Consider the following 24,210-nt stretch of genomic DNA (forward strand, 5'->3'; position numbering starts at 1 on the left):
GCTATTAAAAGAAGGCAAATATACTCAGCCTTTCTTTCAAAACAGGTTTTAACACCATTAATCGTATAGGAATAAGTAATCGTAATGGATGAGTGGTTTTTTGTTTTTTTCACCCAGGTAGGTTTGGGCAATGATAGAACTATACTGCGCCATACCAACGCCAATGGTTTGCCCATTTTCGGCTGTAATCTTGATAATATCGCCCTTTTGGAAACTGCCTTCAATCTTTGTAATACCTACCGGAAGCAAGCTAATGGCTTTTCCAGAAGTGGACAAAATGTTTTTAGCTCCTTCATTTATTACTACATACCCTTTGGCATATCCTTCTGAATTTGCTACCCAGCGTTTGAGTTTGGATTGATTGGCTTTTGGTACAAACAAGGTTCCAATGGGCTGGTTTTGTAAAATGGCAGAAATAATTCCAGGCGTTTTTCCATTCGCAATGTGCACTTTAATGCCTACCAGAGCGAGTTTCTGGGCAATACTGCATTTAGTGATCATACCACCCCGGCCAAAATTAGATTTTTCGGTAGAAATAAAATTCGAAAAGTCTGTACGGGTTCCATCCATCACCGGAATTACACTGGCACCAGGCTCTTTCGGTGGACGGTCGTAAATGCCATCTACATTGGTAAGAATAAGGAGTGCATCGGCTCCCAGCATGGAAGAAATCAAGCCAGCCAGTTCGTCATTGTCAGTGAACATGAGTTCTGTTACTGAAATCACGTCGTTCTCATTGATAATGGGAATAATATTATTCTGCAGCAGCGTACCCAGGCAGCGTTTCATATTCAGGTAATGCATACGGTCCCGGAAATCTTCTTTGGTTACCAGAATCTGGGCGCAGATCAGGCCATGGGGTTGCAATAAACGGGTGTAGGTATTAATTAATTTTACCTGCCCGATAGAAGCGAGTAATTGTCGGCGGGCAATTGGATCGGCTTTTTCGGAAACCTGCCACAAACTTCTGCCGGAAGCCACTGCTCCAGAGGACACCAGAATTACCTCCGTACCGTTTTTTTTGGCCTGTGCCATCTGGCGGATTAATTCATCCATTACCGTTTCATCTGGCAAGTTATTTTCTCCGGCAATTACATTCGAACCAACTTTTATGACAATTTTTTTATACCCCGTTTGCATAAATTTCGTCTGGAACCTAATTATGCAAGATTAAGGGATTAGATGGATTTCTGATAGAAACTGTACAGATTTTTAAGTTCTACTATTTTGCAGGATAAAATAACTTATTGAAGTATTTCAAAAAGTCTTTTCATCCGCAGACGGGCCATAAATGGACGGTACATCTATGTTATTTAGCCGCATATACACTGTCAATTGCCCCCGATGATGGACCCAATGATTTAGTGTAGAACTCAGATTTTCAATTAAGGGCGAATTAATCATAATTTGATTACCACTTCTAAGTACAAATGGCTTCGATAATTGATCAACAGTCAGTTCTTTCAAAGCCTGTTTTGCCTCATTTGTATAGGTGTCGAAAAGTGTAACCATTTCTTGTGTCGTATTGGCCTGGGTATGCTGAAAAGTTTGAAAATCAATTTCACCAGATTTTATCATCACGGCAATCCACCTTGGAATTTCTGTGACTAATGAGGTGAGATACCCCATCGTCATAGACTTTTCATGAGGTTTCCAGGTGTAGAGGTTTTCTGAAACCCTTTCGATACATTTCCTGGTGGCGGGAATTTCTGCCTCAAGCTCTTTGTAAAATTGGGTAATAACTGAAGTATCGTTCATAGCTTAACAATTTAGTGGTTTGTTATTTAGGAAGCACAACTTTTAGATATACGCACATCTTATATCATCCTAGTTTTCATTTAAGCTTAAATTAAGCTCTTCCATATTTTTTAGCTATTTCCATAGATTTTCTAGCCTGCTCTATAGTTAAATTTTGCCATTTTTGCCCCTTTGGCATACTTAGTCCATGTCTTTTCAATTCACGTTCATATTCATCTTCTGTTTCTTTAAGTTTGCTCGCAATATATTTATCTCTATAGTTATTTATAGCCATTTCCTTAGCTTCCTCATAGGTCCAGTGATTTACTTCGAGTAAATAAGAAACAGCATTCATTTTTTGTAAGAATTGATTGTTGCTAATTAATTCGGATACTATTTTGGCTATATACTTACAACATTCATCCGGGTATTTTACAATTTGCTCTTCTGCAAACCGGATAACTATCCAATTATGTTTTATAAAATAGCTGTTTCTATCCTTATCAACGTAATATTCTCCACTCCAATAATGTATGGGTTGTTTATTATGCGAAACATAAGGTTCATCTATTTCTATATCAATGTGTAAATTTGTATTTGTATCTATAAAGATGTAATCAGGTTGATATGGTTCTTTATCAACAAAGTTATTTATAATCAAGCCTGTATATATATAATCGCCAAACCAATCCTTTAAACGACCTAAGAAAATATTTTCCAATCGTCCCTTACTATTACTATCTCTTCGATAATGTTTTGGCAGGGTTGTCTGGCTTTTTAATATTTCAATGATTTGTTTATGTTTCCAGGCTTTTATACTTGCTTCAGTTTGCAACTCCTTTAATTTCTGATTGTATTCTTTCATTTTCTGTTCATAATCTTTCAACCTGGATTCATAATCTGCCCAGTCAGTTTCTGCATTAACTCGCGTAATAACAGGAACAATCAAGTATAGAGAAGTAAATAAGATTAATACAATTAAAAAACCTATACTCTCAGTTTTACCTACTGCAATACCATAAATACATCCGAATAGTGTAAAAATGCAAACTCCCTTAATAAACAAATCAACAAAGCTAAATTTTAACTCAGTGGGTTTGTTAGAATTTGGACGTTTAGGTTCCACTGGTCTACCATCAACTGGCATTTGAGAGTTTTGAATCAAAACTATCTGTGACGGAAGCACAAGTACGGGAAAGGTTTTCATATAGCCATTTTTACGACTTCTTCGTATCCTTTCCTGAATTGGCAATAGAATCCCGCATATCGGTATCTGCCTGAATATTTTGCATACGGTAATAATCCATAATACCCAGGTTACCATTCCGGAAGGCTTCTGCCAGGGCCTTGGGAACTTCGGCTTCCGCTTCAATAACTTTGGCCCGGGCTTCCTGTGCTTTGGCCCGCATTTCCTGTTCTACGGCTACCGCCATCGCCCGTCTTTCTTCTGCTTTGGCTTCGGCTACTTTTAAATCTGCATTGGCCTGATCTATCTGGAGTTTGGCTCCAATATTAGCGCCCACATCAATATCCGCAATATCAATAGACAGGATTTCATAGGCAGTCCCTGCATCCAGGCCTTTTTGCAATACCAGCCGGGAAATTTTATCCGGATTCTCGAGCACTTCTTTGTGAGAAACCGACGAACCGATGGAAGTAACAATGCCCTCTCCTACCCTTGCTAAAATAGTTTCTTCTCCGGCACCACCCACCAGTTGTGAAATATTTACCCGTACCGTTACCCTGGCTTTGGCTACTAACTGAATACCATCCTGGGCTACAGCTGCCACATTTGGGGTGTTAATTACTCTGGGATTTACTGAGATTTGTACCGCTTCAAATACATCCCGTCCGGCCAAATCGATGGCAGCAGCTTGCTTAAACGAAAGATTAATATTGGCTTTATCGGCTGAAATTAATGCTTTGATGACTGATGGAACATGTCCGCCTGCCAGATAATGGGTTTCCAGATCGGCGGTAGTAATGCTCAAACCGGCTTTGGTAGAAGTAATTAAGGACTGGACAATCAGACTGGGTGGCACTTTCCGGATACGCATGAACACCAGTTCAAACAGCCCGACTTTTACCCCCGAAAAAATGGCCGTAATCCACAGATTGATCGGCACAAAATACATAAAAATAAAAAAGGCTACGATAGCCCCTACAATCAGGAAAATTACATAAAATCCGGAAGCGTCTCCCATAGCGATAGTGTTAAATTGAGTTTATTGTTGTTTAGTTAATTGCAATTATTGGGTGAATGAGTGATTGAAGATACATTCAAATTTTAATCACTCATTCACTCATCCACTCATTCACAAAATTCAGATTATACCGGGGCGACAAATACTTTATTGTGGTTTACCCCAATAACGCTTACAAACCCACCCTCTTCGAGAAATGAACCGGTTGTGTGAACTTCTACAATCTTATCGTCGAACTGCACTTTGCCGGAAGGACGCAGCGCAGAAACAGCTTTTCCAATATCTCCGACTTTGATTACCACCTTGTGTTCGTCGTTCACTTTGCTGGTAATAGCCGTGTTAAGCGCAAACCGCTGCCAGGCCTGGGATTTAAAACTGTAATAAATAGTAGCAGCCGAAACTGCCAGAAAAATTGATAATACAATAAAACCAGTAGTAGTACCCAGGTTGTGAAATCCAATATAGATACCAATTACACCGAAAGCAAATCCGGCTATACCAAATAAGGTAGTGCCCGGAATAAATATAATTTCAATAACGATGAGTCCTAAACTGAAAATCAGCAGGAATACAATAGTGATCCATTCCATAACCGCATTTTTTTGTCAGAAGTGTTTATAAAAATTGTGTTCCTAAATATAAGGAATTTAAGCTAATATAGTACTATCTTTTGTGGAGAACGGCAATTTCCCTTTAAGTTGAAGTATATATCCACAGGGCAAACGTAAGAGGTAATGCTGAGAAAAGCTTTAGAAAAAGCAGGTTAGTATAAGGCTTTATCTGCCTGAACATCCACACCTTTCCATACTTTTTTGGCTGTCCAGTCGGCAGCTGGAGATGCCCAGAATTCATCATCAGGTTTCAAGCCTAATGGAAGCATACCTGCTGTACACAAATATAAACTGCCGGTGGATATATAGCCCTCTCCAATTCCGGGCTGGCTTCCATACAAACCTATCCGCAGCCATCCCTGCTGATCGAATGTGCCTGGAGCCTCTATACATTTTCGGATAACCGCTGTGAGGGCGCTTCTTACTTGTGCTGGCGTGATTTCAGTAGGTAATGCTTTCATGAGTGCTACTTGTGCCAATAACTGAAAAGCACCGAAACGGTAAGTCAGGGACCTTCCGGTGGGCGGAAAAGTACCTTCCGGTGAAATTAACCGTTCTTGTATGGCGGCATACCGCTGTGCCCGTTTGAAAACCAGTGCATAGATTTCTTTATTCCCCTGGCCATTTTCTTCCATAGTGGCCAGAATATCCAGTAACATAGGTTGTATCACATAACTATTGTAGTAATCAAAATGAAAATCAGGTCCATCGCCATACATCCCATCTCCTTTGTACCAGGCCATATGTTGCCGGATGGCATAATCTACCCGCATGGCATCCCATTTTCCGGAGAATTTGAGCAAGGCGGCTTCTACCATCGCACTAAAAAGCAGCCAGTTATTATATCCAGGCTTGATAACTCTGGTAGATTGTAATGCATTGATCAGATCCTGCTGGGTACTATTATCCAGTTTACTCCACAATTGAGTGGGTGCCCGTAATAGAGCATGTGCCAGAAAGGCAGCATCTACCAGGGGCTGTCCGCCTTTGGTGAAATTCATATAATCGGCCGAACCTGGATTCACAGCCTGAACCATGGATTGCTGCGCCAGTGAAATATACTGTTGACGGAGTTTGCCTTCTTTGGAATCATCCGGACCTAATTCCAGCCAGGGAGCCATACCGACCAACAATCTTCCAAACGCTTCCAGGTAAGTTACTTCCCGCCTGGATTGCTCTTGTCCTGGTTTAGCTTCCACCGGCATTTTTGCTTTAAGCTGACCTTTGCTCAACGACTCAAGTACTGGATTCGCAAGCTTAGTAAGTACACTGAGCCAGTATTCCCGATCGTTCTCTTGTTTGAGCAGAGGAATTTTGTTGTCAGAAAAGCTAGCCAGGCTGGAAAGCGACAATGCCTGTAAAAAGCTCCGCCTGATCATGATATAACCTTTTAAAATATAGGGAAGACAGAAAAATTACTGTAAAGTAATGAACAGGGATGACTTTGAAACTATTCCCGAGTTATCAATAAGCTCTGGCGAAAATAACCCGCTGCCAGGAAGGTTGACCAGAATACATACAGATACCCTCTTCCTGCTCATTATTCAGAGGAATACACCGGATAGTCGCTTTGGTTTCTTCCTTGATTTTCTCTTCGGTTTCGGCTGTTCCATCCCAATGGGCAAATATAAAACCACCTTTATTGTCCAGCACCTCTTTAAATTCAGCATAAGTGTTCACTTGGGTAGTGTTGGCTTCACGGAAAGCGAGGGCCTTCTGATAAATATTCTGCTGAATGTCCTGCAAGAGTGTTTCTACCTGGCTTACCAGCTCATTCATAGGATATACTTTTTTCTCTTTGGTATCTCTTCTGGCTACTTCAGCAGTGCCATTTTCCAGATCCCTGGGACCAATCGCAATCCGCACTGGTACGCCTTTCAGTTCATAATCGGCAAATTTATAGCCAGGTGTCTGTGTATCCCGGTCATCGTATTTTACACTGATGCCTTTGGCGAGCAACTCTTTTTTGAGCTGACTGGCTTTTTCTGAAATTGTCGCCAGCTGATCGGCATTTTTGAAGATAGGCACAATCACTACCTGAATAGGCGCCAATTTTGGAGGCAATATCAGACCTTCATCATCAGAATGCGTCATGATCAGGGCGCCCATTAACCGGGTACTTGCTCCCCAGGAGGTTCCCCATACAAAGTCCAGTTTGCCTTCTTTGCTGGCAAATTTTACATCAAAAGCTTTGGCAAAGTTCTGGCCTAAAAAATGGGATGTACCGGATTGCAATGCCTTTCCATCCTGCATAAGCGCTTCTATGCAATATGTATCTACAGCGCCGGCAAAACGTTCGCTGGGCGTTTTTACACCTTTAATTACAGGAACGGCCATGAAGTTTTCTGCAAAATCAGCATATACATTCAGCATTTGAATGGTTTCTTCTTCTGCTTCTTTAGCCGTTGCATGGGCGGTATGCCCTTCCTGCCACAAAAATTCGGTTGTTCTCAGAAACAAGCGGGTACGCATTTCCCAGCGAACTACATTAGCCCACTGGTTGAGCAATAAAGGCAGATCCCGGTAGGACTGTATCCAGTTTTTATAGGTACTCCAAATTACCGTTTCAGAAGTAGGGCGGACAATCAGTTCTTCTTCCAGTTTGGCTTCGGGATCTACGATAACCCCGCTTCCATCAGGTGCATTCTTTAAACGGTAGTGGGTAATTACAGCACATTCTTTTGCAAATCCCTCTACATGGCTGGCTTCTTTGCTCAGGTAAGATTTTGGTATAAAAATAGGAAAATACGCATTGGTATGACCGGTGGCTTTAAACATCTGATCCAGGGCAGCCTGCATCTTTTCCCAGATGGAAAAACCATAGGGTTTAATGACCATACAGCCTCTAACCGGTGAGTTTTCAGCCAGGTCTGCTCTTTTCACTAACTCGTTGTACCACTGCGAATAATCTTCACTTCTTTTAGGTAGTCCCTTACTCATTGGAATTATAATTTTTGAATAGAATTTTTCTGGTATAAATTTTGTTTTTATTAAGCAACGTAAGATGTATATTTTTTTGTGATTTTAGCAATTTGTCCAATAAAAATATGTACTTTACAGTTAAATAATAAAGCCGCAAATATAGGCTTTATTATGGTTTGAAAATCAAAATTGCAAGAGTATCGTATAAACTATACCGACTTTATGGTCATAAACTTTAACACACTTATGAAAGCTTCTCATACATTAAAATACCTGGCATTTGCAAGCGTCGCCGGCCTTTGGGCTTGTAACAGTCAGCAATATGCACAGAAGAATACTGAATATGATGACCTCTATTTTTCTTCCAAGGATAGAAAAGAGGTAGTTTATACAGCTTCTACTTCCGGCAATTACAATGTTGGCAATACCGGAGTTGCCGGTGAGGATAACACTCAGAAAAATGTAAATCCGGAATATATCCAGAAATATGCTGACCAAAGTAAGGAAAGTAATAACAGCACGAATAATGAGACTATCAATTCCGGCACTAACGCCAGTGATAGTTACAGTGCTGATAATTCTTACTATGATGAAAGTTACCGGAGTGATAATGGCATTAACCTGGCCAGAGATTATAACCGCAGGTATAATACTTCCGGCAATAATATCAATGCTTACCCTAGCTATGGCTATGGGAACAGCGGTTTCTATGGCGGCTCATCTTTTTATGATCCGTTCTACGATCCTTTCTATTCCCGTTCATCTTTTTATGATCCGTTCTATCGTCCTTTTGTCAGGATGCGTCCGGGTATTATGCTTAACTTCGGCTTAGGTTTTGGCTGGGGCGGCTGGAATAGCTGGAACTCCTGGAATTCATTTTATGATCCGTTCTGGGGTTGGAATGATCCATTCTACAACAGATATGCTTATAATAGCTGGGGCCGGGGATGGGGTGATCCATATTACTATAACCCTTACAGATATTATGGCGGAAACTACGGTGGTGGCAATGTAATTATCGTGAACCCAGGCAATAATAATGGTGGTAGTAATGATCCAAGAACAGTTCGCTATAGTCCGCGTTCCAGCAGAGGTTCTTCTACTGTAAATGATAATTTTGATAATACCCCAGAAGCGGACGTGCAGAACGTGGTGGCCGGGTAGATCAGAGTGTAGATCCCAATACCAGTACTGGCGGACGTACAAATTCTACTATCAGCGATAATGATGGCAGACCAGCCAGAGCAATCCGGCCAAGAAGCGGCGATGCCAATGAGAATTACCGTCCTCAAACTACGCCATCTGATTATAATGGTGCTGGTTCCAGAACCCCTGCAGTGACAGATAATAACAATATCTCTACGCCACGTGCGGTAAGGCCAAGAGGTAATAGTGATGCAGGAAACTCAAACCGGAATTATAATTATAGCGATAACAACAATAACAACCGTTCCAGTGCGCCTACATATAGTGCGCCTTCCAGCGGACGGTCGCCCAGAAGTTCTGATTATAATACTACGCCAAGAAATGATAGCTGGAATAACAGTAATAACTCTAATTCCAACTGGAACAATAATTCACGTAGTACTGATTTCAATCGCTCCAGTGGCGGTAATAACAACTCAGGAGGCTCTTATTCCGCTCCTAGTTCTTCTCCAAGAGGTGGCAGCGGAGGAAGCAGTTCGCCCCGTTCACCCAGATAAGCTGGCGGAGAATTATAAAATTTTATAGATACAAATGCCGGCAGGAGCGTATAATACTTTTGCCGGCATTTTATTTACAAACCATTTAATAGTTATATACCTACATGAAATATAGAATATCAGGGCTATTGGCAGCCCTATTATTTCCACTATACTTTGTTTCAGCACAAACAGCCGATGATGCCCTATTATTTTCAGGAACATCGGTAAATGGTACTGCCAGGTTTCAGGGTTTAGGTGGCGCACAAACCGCCTTAGGAGCAGATATCAGTTCTATTTCGGGCAATCCGGCCGGTTTGGGTTTTTTCCGTAAATCAGAATGGAGCATTACGCCCAGTTTGAGCTTTTCTAATAACCCATCTACTTATCTGGGTAATACTACTTCTGATGGAAAAGGGAATTTCAATATAGCCAACCTGGGACTTGTGTTTGCCAGCCCTAAAGATGACATTATTGGAGGAAAATGGAGAGGTGGTGCTTTCGGTATTAGTTTTAACCGCATAAACAGCTTTCAGAACCAGTTTGCCTATGAAGGAGTAAACAATGTAAATTCTCTTACAGATGCATTTGTACAACAAGCGAATGGTATTCCTCATGCCGATTTCATAGATGATGTGGCTCCTGCAAGGCTTCAGCTGGCGTATCAAACTTATCTGATCAATCCTTATTCAGACGATGATAACGAAACTGAATATTTCAGCTCAGTAGGGGCAGATCAGAATGGCAATCCTTTCCCAGTCAGGCAACGGGAAACGGTGAATTACAATGGTGCGCGTTATCAGTGGAATTTTTCGTATGGCGGTAATTATGATGATAAACTGTACTTTGGCGCTTCCTTAGGCTTATCGAGAATCCGGTATGGAATTACTAATACCTACAAAGAAAATGTGCTTGCTGACCGCAACGATATGATCCTGGATAATTTTACACTCACTGAAGAAGTAGATGTAGCCGGTACAGGTATTAATGTTTCTGGTGGTATTATATACAAACCCAATGATATTATCCGATTTGGTGCTTCTATTGTAAGCCCTACCTATTACTGGCAACTGACAGATAATTTCCGGCCAACGATTACTGCCAATTATGAATACACAGAGAATCTAGGTGAAGATGTAGATCTCAATCAGACTCAAAGTATTGATAATATTGAGCCGTATGAATACAAACTCACTACTCCTATGAGTGCTTCTGCCGGTATTGCCGTGTTTGCCGGAAAAAGTGGTTTTATTTCAGCAGATGTTACCTACAGCACGTTTAATTCTATGCGTTTTAATACGGAGAATGGAGGAGATGATTTTAGTGAAACTAATCAATATATCCGGAGTAATTATCAGCCTGCCATTACGGCCAGAATTGGAGGCGAATTCCGGAAAGACATCTTCAGGCTCAGAGCCGGATTTGTTTATCAGGGAGAAGCTTTCAAAGAGAGACTAGATAATTTAGACAGAACCCGATTAAATTTTACAGCAGGTGCGGGTGTACGGCTCGAAGATTTTTATATAGATTTTGCTGTGGTGCATAGCCGGTATAATAGTGGCTATACTCCTTATACATACAATCCTGCTCCTTCTGTTACTACTAAAAACCGGATTACCAATGGCATATTCAGTTTTGGTATGTTCTTTTAAGAATTACTGAATTACTGAATTACTGAATTACTGAATTACTGAATTACTGAATTACTGAATTACTGAATTACATTATTTTTATTCAGACCTTCTGTAAATCTCTAATTCAGTAATTTGTTTTTAACAGCATTTCCATTACTTTTTCAGGCTTGGTTTGTGGTGACGTGATATGAAGGTGCGCCTGTTTATAAAATGGAAAACGCTTTTCCCACATCAGCTGAAGACTTTCTTTGATCTGCTCTTCACTTTTACCATCAAATAATGGCCGGATTATCTTTTTATTTTTTTCAGGCGACAATCTGCCGGCAATCTGCTTCAGAGGAATATTCAGAAATATACTGGTGCCCTGTGCATTAATTTGCTCCATGTTATCAAAAAAGCAGGGAGTACCTCCACCCGTAGCCACCAGAATATTTTGCTCTTCAAAGGTTGCTTGCAATGCCTGTTTTTCTGCTTCCCTGAAATAGTTTTCGCCTTTCTGTTCAAAAATCTGGGCAATAGACATGCCCTCCTGACTAATGATCCGGTCATCTAAATCAATGAAAGTGTATTGCAGTAAACGGGCAAGCGCTTTACCCATTGTTGATTTCCCGGAGCCAGGCATACCTACCAGATAAATTCTCATGTAAAGATGAAATAATTAGATGGTTTCAAAAATATTGTAAATAATCATAAACAAAAAACCCGCAAACACTAAACAGCAATGCGGGTTTCTTTTAGTATAAAATAATAGTTCTATTAGTCACCCAGGCGAATCCGGGATCTATTGCGCCATATAGCACATCCACCACTATATTTACGACAACAAATATCAGCGCCACAAAAAGTGTAGCACCCATTACTACCGGAAAATCCTTGGTTTCTACAGACTTGATCGTTACCCATCCCAGGCCCTTCCAGTTAAAAATATATTCGATAAAGAAAGCACCGGCCATCAGTGAAGCAAGCCATCCGGAAACAGCGGTGATCACCGGGTTCAATGCATTTTTCAGGGCATGTTTTACAACTACTCTGTAATAATGCAATCCTTTAGCTCTGGCCGTACGGATATAATCCTGCGACATCACATCCAGCATTGAACTACGGGTGAGTTGCGTAATAATTGCCAGCGGACGGATACCTAAAGTAAATGCAGGTAGAATGATATTTTTCAACATCAGTTTGCGTCCCTCAAGCGGATCATTTACCCATAACTGGCCTGTCATGTTCAGGCCGGTATAATCGGCTAAGTAATACCCAAATACCATAGAAATAATAATAGCCGCCACAAAAGAAGGTGCAGAAATTCCAATTACCGAAAGGCTGATTAAGGTGTGGTCCCAGAAAGTATTTTGCTTTAATGCGGCAATCAGGCCGAAAACAATACCCAGCACAGTCGCAAATATCATGGATACCAGAGCCAGCCACAAAGTGCCTTCTAAGTTTTCGATGATAATTTCACTTACTCTTTTATTGGTCTGAAAGGAGCGGCGTAAATAAGGCGCTTTTAATACCAACACCTGATTGCCACCAACCGGAAACAAGGAGGTATAATTGTATTTGGCCTGGTTTTCAGGTGTATCTTCGTAGGTAGCAATGGGAGAGAGATCTTTTACATAATGTACCAGCTGCTGTGGCAGCGACTGATCGAGGCCAAATTCCCGGGCAATAGCTTGTTTGGTAGCTTCATCTGTACGCTGGCCAGCCATCATGGAAATAGGATCACCAGGTAAGGCATGGAATAGAAAAAAGACAACGATCAATACGCCTCCGATAACCAGGAATCCGTATGCAAATCGTTTGAGTATAAATTTTAACATCCGCTGTTGGTTTGGAATTATTGAATTACAGAGTTAGGGAATTACTGGACAACTGATCTCCTGCTCCATGTATTCTTTTTGTAATTCAGCAATTCTGTAATTTCCTACCCAGCTACAAGTTCTTTAATTTTTTCCGCATCCGGAAGTGAAGCAGCTGGCCATTTACCTTTAATATTGCCATTTTTCATTAAAATTAGCCCGGGATTAGTACGGCTCATGCTTTTCATTACAGTAGCATCTGTAAAATAATAAGGCACTCCCAGTTGCAATTCGTGCCTGAAAGCCTCAAATGTGGCTTCATCCGCAGATGTCAGAATGATGGGTTCAATATTGGCTCCCTTCAGCGATTTTACGAGTGAATTAATTTCTGCAATTGCATTCACGTTAGTTTTTTCTACATTTTGAATTAAAATGAGCAGTTTGTTTCCCTCAAAAGTCTGTTTTGTGTAATCCCCTTCGTTATTCCATACCGCATAGTCGGTTACTTTGGGTTGTGCTTCCGGATTGAGCAGCACCATTTCTTTGAACACGTAGGTGGTATCAGTAGGGTATTGCTCAAATTCAAACTGCTCCCCTTGCTTCTCCATCTTATAGGCATACTTTAATTGCTCACTAGGCTGCATCAAGGCCGGCAAACTGGCTCCTTTTTTATAAGGCAGAAAATCAATAATAGGCATATACGTAATCGCATACCCAGCAATGGCAATACAAGCCACTAGAGAAATACCCATCCAGGCCGTTTTTGTTCTCCCGGTAGTTTCCTCAGCCAACGCTTTTCGCTGGCTAAATAAGAGCAGAATTAAAACCAGCAATACAATGTCTTTACTGAAAGATTGCCAGGGCGTTAGTTTAATGGCATCTCCAAAGCAACCACAATCAGTCACCCGGTTGAAATAAGCAGAATAGAAGGTAAGAAAGGTAAAAAATAACGTAAGTAACAATAATACCCACAAGGTTGTCTGCAATTTGTATTTGATCAGCAGCGCTATACCAAGCACTACCTCCAGTACACACAGGATTACAGATAAATAAAGTGCGAGTGGAATCAGGCCATGAAAAAGTCCGGCAAGCGCTGGTACATCCGTAGCAAACACTTCAAAGTATTCTTCCAGTTTAATTTGTGTACCTACCGGATCGTTTAATTTGATTAAACCTGAAAAAATAAATAATACGCCCACAAAATACCGGGCAATCTGTGTGAGAAAATACATATAGATTTGATTATTCTTACCTGTCCGTTGTCTTACTTAAGTAGCCCTATTTATGAGCGAAGAAACAACATATAAAAGCATGATAGGTAAAATTAACCAATCAAAAAAATTTACCCAAACACATGTTAATATTACCGGCTTTGCGACTTACTTAAAAGAATTTATTTTTCCTTGTTTGGGTGAGCGTCCGTACGACTTTTTAGGCTTTTTACGGTATAAAATGGGCAATAACTGACGGCGGCGTTTTTTTGCTCCTTTGGCTTTTGACCTGCCTGAACGGACCATTTGAGCTATGGTCACTACATATAACAGAATAAAAGCCATAAAACCCATCGTCAACACAAAAAATGGGTGCGACAAGTTTTTATTTACATAAAAAAGTGCAAAAGAAACAAGCAATAGTAATATTATTGCCAATGAAATGATTGCAGCTCTTGATTTATGTATATTCATATCTGAGTTTGGGGTGAATGATTAGATTAAAAAATAGAATCAAGCAAATATTATACGAATTTTTCATTAAGGAGGTTAGGCGAGGCAGTGTTGTTAATAAACGTTAGTGAATTTCCAATATTTTATTATTATCAAAATATTAAAAATCAATTCATTATAAAAACATACATCATTATTTATGCCAGTATAGATTCGTTTATAATGTAACACAGCGGAAAGGTTTTATTTCAATCTTCTGCCATACATTTCCAGTCACATAAGGATCATTGTTTAACCAAGTATCTAATTCAGTTCTGGAAGGAAAAGCCACAAATGCAACAGATCCTGTCATTTTTCCATTTTCATCCAGTATAGCACCTCCTTCAATAAAACGGCCCTCTGCCTTCAATTTCCTGACTGTTTCCAGGTGTTTATCCCGTACTGCGAACCGCCTTTGCAGCGCATCCACATCAGTGCCATCATAGGCAATAATTACATATTGTTGTAAAGATGAATCAGGCATATATCAATCTCTTAATTATATTCCCTATTTTATATAAGTATCAAATGAAAAACAATTTCCAGGAAAATGACAGTTAAACACAGATTTTTAAGCGTTTTTCTTTATGAATATCTACAAAAAACAATAAAAAAGCAAACCTTAGGCTTGCTTTTTTACTGCATCAATATATTTTTTACCTTTTATTAAGGTATTACTAATGTTTTTGTATACGCATCCTGCTGATTTGTCACTTTTACTGTGTATTCTCCCTTTTTGAGGAAAGAAAAATCTACTTCTTCCAGCTTTTTAGAAACATTCTCTATCAAATCTGAATAAACGACCATTCCTTTCTGATTGATCACTTGAATATTCACATCTGTTTTTACATTGCTTTCAATGCCAATCTTAAAATTTTTATAGGTTGAATTAGGAATAAAAACCACCCGCATTTTTTTAGAAGCATCCATCGTATCAGCAGGTGTATGAATAGCAGAAGAGTTCAATGCAGTTGCCTGTACCGGATTTCCATAAAAGGCGAGTGAGGCGAAAGCAGTACACACTACCCATGCACTGCGCAAAAATTTAATAGATAGTCTCATATGGTTAAATAGTAATTAGTATGAATTGAACCAAAGATGAAGACAAAAATCAACACACCACTCACCCATGACATGTGATTTTACAGGCAATAAAAGGCGTTTTTCAGGTTGCTGGAGGTAATACATACACCAGGTCTTTTCTTATAAAGCGGACAACAGGTATACATGCGGTTACAATCATAGACAAACGGAAGAAGAAACTACAAATTCCTCTTTCGCAGAATGTGGGAATCGCTTCGGTAGGTGGGTAAAATTCTGTTATATTTATCCAGACAACTGGTTACTATCCGGATGGGAAGTGATTAAGTGCGAATTGTTATTAAAAAAACATTATTAATCTATCAAACTATGAGTTTTAAGGGAGCAGGCGGTACAGCAGGTGGCACCGGACGATTTTTTCTGGGCCTGATTATGTTTTTAGTCGGAGGTTATCTGCTACTGGATGCCATTCAGGTAAACAATAATTTTTACATGGGCTATGGCCTGTTCTCTGTGGGAAGATTTCAGGTAACATCCGGCCTCATTATGATTCCTTTTATGATTGGGGTAGGAATGATCTTTTTTAATACTTCCAATTATATAGGCTGGCTGCTGGCTGCTGGTTCCTTAGCCTTATTAATTTTTGGAGTAATTGCCAGTACACATTTCAGCCTTCGTCCCATGTCGGCTTTTGAACTGATTATGATTCTTGTTTTACTTATGGGAGGAATTGGCTTATTTCTTAGTTCCTTCCGAAACTCATCCAGGTGGTAAAAAGACACTGGTCAACAGTCATTAGTGTTCAACACTAATGACTGTTGACCAGTGTCTGGCTATATTATTTTACAGAAATAGCCTTACTTACCCGTTTTCTTTCCAGAAAAGAAGCGATACGGTCAAGTGCAGTTTCCAGGTATGCAGCTTCCGGCAGAAATACAACCCGGAAATGATCATCCCGGTAATAGTTAAATCCGGTTCCTTGTACAATCAGCACTTTTTCTTCTGTAAGTAAGGTATATACAAACTCATAATCATTATTGAGATTAAATTTGGGCAGATCAATGCTGGCAAACAGATAGAAGGCCCCCATCGGTTTTACACAATGCAAGCCTGGAATCTGGCTGATTTTCTGGTAACATAAATCCCGTTGTTGTTGTAGCCTTCCGTCGGGGGCAATTAAATCATTAATGTGCTGGTATCCTTCTAATGCTGCTTTAATGCCATACTGAGCAGGCAGATTGCTGCACACCCGTAGATTTGCCAGCAGGTTTATACCTCCGATATAATCTCTGGCTGCTGAAACGTTTCCACTAATGACCATCCAGCCGGCACGAAAACCAGGAATACGGTAATTTTTGGTAAGGCCGCTGAAAGTAAGGCAAAGCGCTTTTGTATTCAGGGCGGCAATCGAAGTATGTTTCGCTCCATCATACAGGATCTTATCATAAATCTCATCCGAAAAAATAATCAGGTTGTATTTCTCCGCAAGTTTCACAATTTGCTGCAACACTTCAGCCGGATATACAGCGCCTGTCGGATTATTTGGATTAATCAGGACTATACCTTTGGTACGGGAGGTAATATGCCGCTCCATATCCTCCACATCCGGATACCAATCTGAAGAAGCATCGCACCGGTAATACACACATTTTCCTCCATACAGATGCACTGCTGATGACCACAATGGATAATCTGGGGTAGGCACCAATACTTCATCACCATCGTTTAGCAATGCCTGCAAACTAATCATCGCCAGTTCACTTACCCCATTCCCTGTATACACATCTTCCATACGTATACCTTTAATTCCCCTGGCTGAATATTCTGCCCGGATTGCCGCTCGCGCCTCATCTAAACCAATTGCATCGCCATAGCCTTGGCCATCTCTCAGATGGGCTGCCATGCGTTCTACAATGTGATCTGGAACAGGAAAATGAAAAGGAGCGGGATCTCCGATGTGGAGGCTCAGCACCTGATGTCCTTGTTGTACCAGTGCCTGCGACTGTTCATAGATTTTTCCACGAATGTCGTACGCTACCTGGTTGAGTCGTGTGCTGCGTGTGATCATGCAGTAAGATTAGTAAATGAAAGAATGATTAAAAATAAATTTTGGCATTCAATTTAGTAAAAACTAAGTTACGTTGCTTTAAGTATATAAGTTTTTATAAAAGTGCAAGATTTTATCCAGGAAAAGTGAAAATATTTCCGGTTAAAGCCTTATTACTATTGTTGCACCAATGAGTTTCAGATGGCATAAAATATAAGTTACTGCAACATCTTATTCCAAAAGAGTTGTAAAAACTGGTTTATTGAATAGAATATAAGCATTTTCGCTGCGATGCCATTTTTTTATAAAACGGCAAACAGGTTAACTGATAGATGTTTTTCAATTTATTAGATCATAATCTCCTATTTTGAGGGGGATTGTTTATTTTGCACCTGAAATATAATTAGTATCAATAGCTTATATTTATTTCTATAGGACAAATAACCGGCTGGATTTGTTATAGCTGTACATAGTAAATCCACCTTGCTTGTATTTGAATAGTACTATCTAATATTTATATATATGGAAACCAAAGAAGAAAGAAGTTTAAACTTTCTGGAAGAGATTATTGAAGAAGACCTAAAGGCAGGAAAATATACCTCAATTGCTACCAGATTCCCTCCGGAACCTAATGGGTATCTGCACTTAGGTCATGCCAAAAGCATATGCCTGAATTTTGGCCTGACCCACAGATATGGAGGTCGAACTAACCTGCGTTTCGACGATACCAACCCGGTTACGGAGGAAGTTGAATATGTGGAGAGCATCAAGAATGATGTAAAATGGCTGGGTTTCCAATGGGCAGAAGAATTATATGCCTCTGATTATTTCGAACAATTGTATGAATTTGCGGTAACGCTGATCAAAAAAGGACTGGCCTATGTAGATGATAGCACCAGTGAAGAAATTGCCAAACAGAAGGGTACGCCTACCACACCCGGCACCGATAATCCCTACAGGAGCAGAAGCATAGAAGAAAACCTGCGCCTGTTTGAAGATATGAAAGACGGAAAATTTAAAGATGGAGAAAAGGTACTTAGGGCAAAAATAGATATGGCCCACATTAATATGCACATGCGTGATCCGATTATGTACCGCATTAAACATGCCCACCATCACCGCACTGGCGACACCTGGAAAATTTATCCAATGTACGATTTTGCGCATGGGCAGAGTGATGCCATCGAACAAATTACCCATAGCATTTGTACGCTCGAATTTATTCCGCACCGGGAATTATATGACTGGTTTATCCGCAACCTGGAAATATTTCCTTCCAAACAAATTGAGTTTGCCAGGTTAAACCTGACGTATACCGCCATGAGCAAACGGAAACTGCTGCAACTGGTGAACGAAAAATTTGTAAATGGCTGGGATGACCCCCGGATGCCCACCATCAGTGGCATGCGCAGAAGAGGTTATACGCCGGAAAGTATCCGGGAATTTTGTGATAAAATTGGTATTGCCAAGCGGGAAAACCTGATTGATGTAGGCTTGCTGGAATTCTGCGTACGGGAACACCTCAATAAAATTGCCACCAGACGGATGGTCGTGTTTGAGCCCATTAAAGTTGTGCTGACTAATTATCCCAAAGGCCAGGTAGAAATGCTGGAAGGCGAAGATAATCCGGAAGATGAGAACTCAGTCACCAGGCAAATGCCATTCAGTGGAGAATTATACATCGAACAGGAAGATTTTATGGAGAATCCGCCTAAGAAATACTTCCGTCTGTCGCCAGGACAAATGGTACGCCTGAAAAGTGCCTACATCATTAAATGTGAGGAAGTAGTAAAAGATGCTTCCGGGCAAATTACTGAATTGCGTTGCAGTTATATTCCGGAAAGTAAAAGCGGTTCCGATACAAGCGGCATCAATGTAAAAGGAACCCTGCACTGGGTAAGTATTCAGCATGCCATCCCGGTAGAAGTGCGTCTCTATGACCGTTTGTTTAAAGCAGAGGATTTAGCGGAAGCGGAAGGTGATTTTAAAGATCATATTAATCAGAATTCTTTGCAGATATTGCCAGTTGTGTATGCGGAACCTGCCATAAAAGAAGCCAAAACGAAAGATCGTTATCAGTTCCTTCGAAAAGGATACTTCTGTATAGACCCTGATTCAACAGCAGATAAGCTCATATTCAATCGCACGGTTACTCTGAGAGATACCTGGGCCAAGGAAATGAATAAATAAAGTAAATACTGCTTTTAAAATATAGGGCTGTCTTCTCTTAAAAGACAGCCCTTTTTATTTTGGCTATAAGCCTTTATGGAAGGAAAGCAAATACCAGTTTCTATAAGCAGCAGAGCACTCTTAAATATCCTCAGCATTTTTTATCAGGCTGAAAATCCCCTTAGATTTTCATTACTATAACTATTCATCTGTCTCCCCGTACATAATTTTAATTTTTTACAGCACTTTTATAAAGCTGACTTATTAATCAATGGTATGAACCCCGAGGCAGAGCCCCGAACCCTTGTTTCCGAGGCAGAGCCTCGGGGAATTAAACCACTACTGATTAAATAATAGTCACTATATAAGGCCATAGCTAAATCGATTCAAATGATACAAACCTAAAATTACACATGAACCTAACCAGGCAGTTTATTTTTTGTAGTACAATTCTGTTATTACTTTCAAGCTGTAAAAATTTTCCTAAAGACCCCTCGCATACCTTAGAAAAGGTAAAAAACGGAACTTTACTGGTGGGATATTCTGAAAATCCTCCCTTTGTAATTAAAACCTCTCATGAGCCTACAGGTTTGGAAGCAGACTTGGTAAAAGCCTTTGCCAACACACTAAATGCACGACTCGAATGGAGAAATGATACAGAAGCCAGATTATTTGAAAGCCTGAAGAAAAAGGAAATCCATCTGGTGATTGCCGGTATTACCAAAGATACACCCTGGCAAGACAAGGCAGGTATTACCAGGCCCTATCTGGAAACGAAAGATAAAAAGTATGTAATGGCCCTTCAACTGGGAGAAAATGCTTTTCTGATCGAGCTGGAAAAATTTTTAGAAGCCCACAAAGAGCAGATTGAGAAAAAAGCAAGCTTATGAAAACCGTTCAGAACTTCGAATATCCGCCAGAGCTTGTACGTGATTTTAATAAAGCCAAAAAAATAGAGTGGATTACCATAGTTTATCTGGTGATAACAGTTGGTATTATGTATGCCACCATGGGTAATTCCCAGGCTATGAAAACTGCCTGGTTTGAAGATATCATGAGCCTTACACCTTCTATATCTTTTTTGATTGCCTCCAGAATATTTACAAAGCCTACCAATAAAGAATTCCCCTATGGATATCACCGGGTTGTTAGCATTGCATATTTGTGTAGTTCACTAGCCTTATTTACAGTAGGTGGTTTTCTTGTAATAGATTCTGCCATGACCTTGATAAAAGCCGAACGGCCTACTATTGGAATTGTTATGTTATTTGGGAAAACAGTATGGCTTGGGTATATAATGATTCTGGCTTTATTATGGGGCACCCTTCCGGCCGTATTTCTGGGAAGAATCAAACTTCCGATTTCAAAGAAATTGCATGAAAAGAACCTGTACACCGATGCAGAAATGCAGAAAGCAGACTGGATGACTGGTGTAGCAGCTATTTTAGGAATACTGGGTATTGGCATGGGCTGGTGGTGGGCCGATGCGGTAGCTGCTTCCATTATTTCGCTGGATATTATTTACGATGGATTTACGAATGTAAAACAAGCCGTTTTTGATCTGATGAACCAGATTCCTAAAACCATCAGCAAACGTAAAACAGATCCATTGCTTGAAAAAATTAAAGAAATTTTGTCCAACCAAAACTGGATACAAGATTTTCGGTTTCGGTTGCGGGAAGAAGGGCATGTGTGTTTTGGGGAAGGATTTATTATTCCTAAAGAAGATAAAAATCTTGTTGATCAGATAAACTCGCTCGAAGAGGAAATCCAAAAGCTGGACTGGCGTATTCAGGAATTTCTTATTACTCCAGTAAAGCAACTGCCTAAAGGAGGATAAACTCATGAAAGTGTAGAATACTACTTCCTCACAAATTATTATGAAAATTATGAGGGTTGCTTGCTTTAAGAATGATAATGTGGATTGCAGCGGACATATCAAGGCAGAGTTTAGCAGTTGTTTCAGAACAATCTATGAATTATTCAGTTATTTATGCCGACAAGCTGATCTTAACATATGGCCATACAAAACGGAATTCCTTCAGAACAACCAACAATCATTTTAGCAGGTGCTACGGGAGACCTGGGTGGGCGAATTGCCAAATCATTACGGCAAAGAGGAGCTAACGTACGAGCGATTATCCGCTCTGGAAGTGCTAATGGTGAAGCTACGGCACTACAACAGCTGGGAGTTTCGATGGTTGAGGTGGATTTTAATAACCCTTCCGATTTGATAAAAGCATGTAAAGATGGTTCTTGTGTTGTTTCAGCTTTATCAGGCTTACATGAAGTAATAGTTGATGTACAAACAATGCTTCTCCAGGCAGCCATCGAAGCAGGCGTACCTCGTTTTATTCCTTCCGACTATGCCATCGATTTTACCAGACTTCCCAAAGGCACCAACCGCAACCTCGATTTACGGCAGGAATTTCAGGAACGCCTCAACCGGGCACCTATTCAGGCTACTTCTGTACTAAACGGCATGTTTATGGATCTGTTAACCGGGCAAGCTCCTTTTATTCTTTTCGATCTCAAACGTGTTTTGTATTGGGAAGACGCAGATCAACTGTTAGATTTCACAGCCATTGATAATACGGCTGAATTTACTGCTGCAGCCGCTCTCGACCCTTCTACACCGCGTTATCTGCGGATTGCCGGGGAAACGGTGAGTGCCCGGCAATTAAAAGAAATTGTAAATGAGGTAACCGGAAAGAAATTCCGCTTGTTTAAGGCAGGCCGTCTGAAAAGACTGAATACACTCATCAAAGTTACCCGTACGGTTGTGCCTGAGAAGGAAGAGGTTTTTCCACCCTGGCAAGGTATGCAATACATGTACAATATGTTCAGCGGAATTGCCAGGCTGGAGCCACTCGATAATAACCGCTATCCTGATATCCAGTGGACGCCGATAAGAGAAGTACTTGCAAAGCGTTCATAGGAGGAATAAAATGGAAATTTTCCAACAGGCAGAAAATCTCTACTTCCTTGGTTCATGTTTTTTGCGGTTTAGTACGGATAATTAAAAAATCCGCTCATATTCTTTTAAAAAATTTGGTAGCGAACAGAGCTATCATTGGGGTTCTGTAACTTTCTTCTGTTTAAAATCAGGTGCATTAATAGTGTCCTTTACTATGTGAAGCAAGCATAATAATAATTTAATTATCAGACTTGCTTTGGGGAAGTAATAAGAATGGCTGAACTTACTTGTAAGAAGAAAAGCTATGTATAAAGGAAAAATAGTGATGGGACTGTGAAAAGAGCAGGGATTTTTACAAATTTAACATGGATTGCAGAAAAGTAGGGATATAGGTTTCTAATACTTTCACCTTCAGCATTTTTATTTCATTTTAATCCTTGCTATTCATGAGATTTATCTTCTCTGCCTTATTTTCGCTTTGCTTCAACAGCCTGTTAACTTGTATACCCCATACTCTTTTTGCGCAGGCGCTTGCATTGGCAGAAGCGAAAGAATGTAGAGAAAGGCAAGGATTGCCAAATTTCTTCAGGAAACTGGAGAGCCATAAACCAGTTACCATTGCCTATTTTGGAGGAAGCATTACAGAAGCTGGTAAAGGCTGGCGGGAACAATCTACCGCCTGGTTTCAGAAGAAATACCCAAAGGCAAAAATTAGTGCAGTAAATGCAGCTATTGGCGGTACTGGCTCTGATCTGGGTGTTTTCAGGTTGCAACAGCATGTGCTGGCACATCATCCGGATCTGGTATTTGTGGAATTTGCCGTAAATGATGCCGGAAGAAAGCCGGAAGATATTTACAAAAGTATGGAGGGAATTGTACGGCAGATCTGGCAGCAAAATAATACCACCGATATTTGCTTTGTATATACCCTTACAGCGGATATGGCACCCACCCTTCAGGAAGGAAAGTTTCCACAGGCTGCTTCTGCGATGGAACGAATCGCTGACTATTATCAGATACCTTCTGTACACATGGGCCTGGAAGTGGTAAAGCTGGCAAAAAACAATGAATTAGTTTTTAAAGGAAAGCCTGAGGATTTCCCTGGTAAGCTGGTATTCTCCGGAGACAATGTACACCCTTATCCTCAAACCGGGCATAAATTATACACAGAAGCTTTAGTAAGATCCTTACCGGCTTTAGCTATAACAAAACGAAATTTTGCACATACACTCGAAAAGCCTTTTGTGGCTAATAACTGGGAGCGGGCAAAAATGATTCCGGTAAAAGAAGCTACCTTCTCCAGGGGCTGGCAGGTGATAGCTGCCAATACCGATACTGTAGCCCGGCAATTACAAAATCAGTTTTCCTATCTTATTAAAGCCGAGCAGCCTGGAGAAACTATAACCATCCGGTTTAAAGGTACCAGGTTTGGTTTATATGACGTGATGGGTCCGGGCTGTGGCCAGTATGAAATAAAAGTAGATGGAAACCCGGCTATTCTGCGTGCTAGATTTGATGCGTTTAGTACCTACTACCGGGCTAATTATTTCTTTTTGCCAGACATGGAAGATACCCTGCATACCATCGAATTAACCGTTTCCGCAAAAATTATGGACAAAGCTGCCATTCTTGCCAAACGGAGTACTACTATAGATAATCCGGCAAAATATACAAGTCATGCCTGTTACGCCAGTCAGTTGATGATCATAGGAGAGTTAGTAAAATAGACTGCTTTATCATTTGCTTG

24 protein-coding genes are annotated in these 24,210 nt (G+C 40.4%); 10 read left to right on the plus strand and 14 right to left on the minus strand.

Annotated features, from left to right (window positions below; genetic code table 11):
- Positions 1-57: 57 nt before the first annotated feature.
- The 7 genes from proB to proS all read right to left on the minus strand — a co-directional run bounded on the left by proB (position 58) and on the right by proS (position 7,492).
- A complete protein-coding gene (gene proB / locus GXP67_RS08635) occupies positions 58-1,140 on the minus strand; it encodes a glutamate 5-kinase (protein ID WP_162442771.1) in 1,083 nt (360 codons plus the stop codon).
- 117 nt (positions 1,141-1,257) lie between these two features.
- Positions 1,258-1,758 carry a DinB family protein gene (locus GXP67_RS08640; protein ID WP_162442772.1) on the minus strand — a complete coding sequence of 167 codons (501 nt, stop codon included), beginning with the start codon at positions 1,756-1,758 and terminating at the stop codon, positions 1,258-1,260.
- Between the two features lie 91 nt (positions 1,759-1,849).
- Positions 1,850-2,944 (minus strand): hypothetical protein, encoded by a 1,095-nt coding sequence (locus tag GXP67_RS08645; protein WP_162442773.1) that lies wholly within the window; start codon positions 2,942-2,944, stop codon positions 1,850-1,852.
- Positions 2,945-2,954: 10 nt separating this feature from the next.
- Positions 2,955-3,941: a flotillin-like protein FloA gene (gene floA / locus GXP67_RS08650; protein WP_162442774.1), complete on the minus strand. Its 987-nt coding sequence runs from the start codon at positions 3,939-3,941 to the stop codon at positions 2,955-2,957.
- Between the two features lie 125 nt (positions 3,942-4,066).
- Entirely contained in the window at positions 4,067-4,531 is a 465-nt protein-coding gene (locus tag GXP67_RS08655; RefSeq protein ID WP_162442775.1) for an NfeD family protein, read from the minus strand.
- A gap of 173 nt (positions 4,532-4,704) precedes the next feature.
- A complete protein-coding gene (locus tag GXP67_RS08660) occupies positions 4,705-5,931 on the minus strand; it encodes a DUF2264 domain-containing protein (protein ID WP_162442776.1) in 1,227 nt (408 codons plus the stop codon).
- Positions 5,932-6,016: 85 nt separating this feature from the next.
- Entirely contained in the window at positions 6,017-7,492 is a 1,476-nt protein-coding gene (gene proS / locus GXP67_RS08665) for a proline--tRNA ligase (RefSeq protein ID WP_162442777.1), read from the minus strand.
- Positions 7,493-7,720: 228 nt separating this feature from the next.
- On the opposite strand from proS, the gene GXP67_RS08670 reads away from it, so the two are divergent.
- The 3 genes from GXP67_RS08670 (at position 7,721) to GXP67_RS08680 (ending at position 10,808) form a co-directional block, all read left to right on the plus strand.
- On the plus strand, positions 7,721-8,638 hold the full coding sequence (locus tag GXP67_RS08670; protein ID WP_162442778.1) for a hypothetical protein: 918 nt from the start codon (positions 7,721-7,723) through the stop codon (positions 8,636-8,638).
- Between the two features lie 173 nt (positions 8,639-8,811).
- Positions 8,812-9,177, plus strand: coding sequence for a hypothetical protein (locus GXP67_RS08675; RefSeq protein ID WP_162442779.1), 366 nt, complete (start codon positions 8,812-8,814; stop codon positions 9,175-9,177).
- 104 nt (positions 9,178-9,281) lie between these two features.
- Positions 9,282-10,808: an OmpP1/FadL family transporter gene (locus GXP67_RS08680; RefSeq protein WP_162442780.1), complete on the plus strand. Its 1,527-nt coding sequence runs from the start codon at positions 9,282-9,284 to the stop codon at positions 10,806-10,808.
- Between the two features lie 106 nt (positions 10,809-10,914).
- Here the strand turns inward: GXP67_RS08680 and GXP67_RS08685 are convergent, their stop codons facing one another.
- The 6 genes from GXP67_RS08685 to GXP67_RS08710 all read right to left on the minus strand — a co-directional run bounded on the left by GXP67_RS08685 (position 10,915) and on the right by GXP67_RS08710 (position 15,351).
- On the minus strand, positions 10,915-11,433 hold the full coding sequence (locus GXP67_RS08685) for a shikimate kinase (protein ID WP_162442781.1): 519 nt from the start codon (positions 11,431-11,433) through the stop codon (positions 10,915-10,917).
- Positions 11,434-11,524: 91 nt separating this feature from the next.
- Entirely contained in the window at positions 11,525-12,607 is a 1,083-nt protein-coding gene (locus tag GXP67_RS08690) for an ABC transporter permease (RefSeq protein ID WP_162442782.1), read from the minus strand.
- A 104-nt stretch (positions 12,608-12,711) separates the two neighbouring features.
- Positions 12,712-13,818, minus strand: a complete 1,107-nt coding sequence (locus GXP67_RS08695) for a BT_3928 family protein (RefSeq protein WP_162442783.1) — start codon at positions 13,816-13,818, stop codon at positions 12,712-12,714.
- A gap of 147 nt (positions 13,819-13,965) precedes the next feature.
- Positions 13,966-14,271, minus strand: coding sequence for a hypothetical protein (locus GXP67_RS08700; protein ID WP_162442784.1), 306 nt, complete (start codon positions 14,269-14,271; stop codon positions 13,966-13,968).
- A gap of 196 nt (positions 14,272-14,467) precedes the next feature.
- Positions 14,468-14,773: a YciI family protein gene (locus GXP67_RS08705; RefSeq protein ID WP_162442785.1), complete on the minus strand. Its 306-nt coding sequence runs from the start codon at positions 14,771-14,773 to the stop codon at positions 14,468-14,470.
- A 182-nt stretch (positions 14,774-14,955) separates the two neighbouring features.
- A complete protein-coding gene (locus tag GXP67_RS08710; protein WP_162442786.1) occupies positions 14,956-15,351 on the minus strand; it encodes a T9SS type A sorting domain-containing protein in 396 nt (131 codons plus the stop codon).
- A gap of 74 nt (positions 15,352-15,425) precedes the next feature.
- Here GXP67_RS08710 and GXP67_RS08715 point away from each other — a divergent pair, with 74 nt between their 5' ends.
- Positions 15,426-15,602 carry a hypothetical protein gene (locus tag GXP67_RS08715; protein WP_162442787.1) on the plus strand — a complete coding sequence of 59 codons (177 nt, stop codon included), beginning with the start codon at positions 15,426-15,428 and terminating at the stop codon, positions 15,600-15,602.
- Between the two features lie 97 nt (positions 15,603-15,699).
- Positions 15,700-16,104, plus strand: a complete 405-nt coding sequence (locus tag GXP67_RS08720; protein ID WP_162442788.1) for a hypothetical protein — start codon at positions 15,700-15,702, stop codon at positions 16,102-16,104.
- Positions 16,105-16,168: 64 nt separating this feature from the next.
- Here the strand turns inward: GXP67_RS08720 and GXP67_RS08725 are convergent, their stop codons facing one another.
- On the minus strand, positions 16,169-17,398 hold the full coding sequence (locus tag GXP67_RS08725; protein WP_162442789.1) for a pyridoxal phosphate-dependent aminotransferase: 1,230 nt from the start codon (positions 17,396-17,398) through the stop codon (positions 16,169-16,171).
- A gap of 501 nt (positions 17,399-17,899) precedes the next feature.
- On the opposite strand from GXP67_RS08725, the gene GXP67_RS08730 reads away from it, so the two are divergent.
- From GXP67_RS08730 to GXP67_RS08750, 5 genes are all read left to right on the plus strand, one after another.
- Positions 17,900-19,567: a glutamine--tRNA ligase/YqeY domain fusion protein gene (locus GXP67_RS08730; protein ID WP_162442790.1), complete on the plus strand. Its 1,668-nt coding sequence runs from the start codon at positions 17,900-17,902 to the stop codon at positions 19,565-19,567.
- 392 nt (positions 19,568-19,959) lie between these two features.
- A complete protein-coding gene (locus tag GXP67_RS08735; protein ID WP_162442791.1) occupies positions 19,960-20,436 on the plus strand; it encodes a transporter substrate-binding domain-containing protein in 477 nt (158 codons plus the stop codon).
- Entirely contained in the window at positions 20,433-21,386 is a 954-nt protein-coding gene (locus GXP67_RS08740) for a cation diffusion facilitator family transporter (protein ID WP_162442792.1), read from the plus strand. Before GXP67_RS08735 ends, GXP67_RS08740 begins: the two co-directional genes overlap by 4 nt.
- Positions 21,387-21,563: 177 nt before the next feature.
- Positions 21,564-22,484 (plus strand): NmrA family NAD(P)-binding protein, encoded by a 921-nt coding sequence (locus GXP67_RS08745; RefSeq protein WP_162442793.1) that lies wholly within the window; start codon positions 21,564-21,566, stop codon positions 22,482-22,484.
- 425 nt (positions 22,485-22,909) lie between these two features.
- Positions 22,910-24,190: an SGNH/GDSL hydrolase family protein gene (locus GXP67_RS08750; RefSeq protein WP_162442794.1), complete on the plus strand. Its 1,281-nt coding sequence runs from the start codon at positions 22,910-22,912 to the stop codon at positions 24,188-24,190.
- The last annotated feature ends 20 nt before the right edge of the window (positions 24,191-24,210 follow it).

The sequence above is a fragment of the Rhodocytophaga rosea genome, assembly GCF_010119975.1.
Lineage (GTDB): Bacteria > Bacteroidota > Bacteroidia > Cytophagales > 172606-1 > Rhodocytophaga > Rhodocytophaga rosea.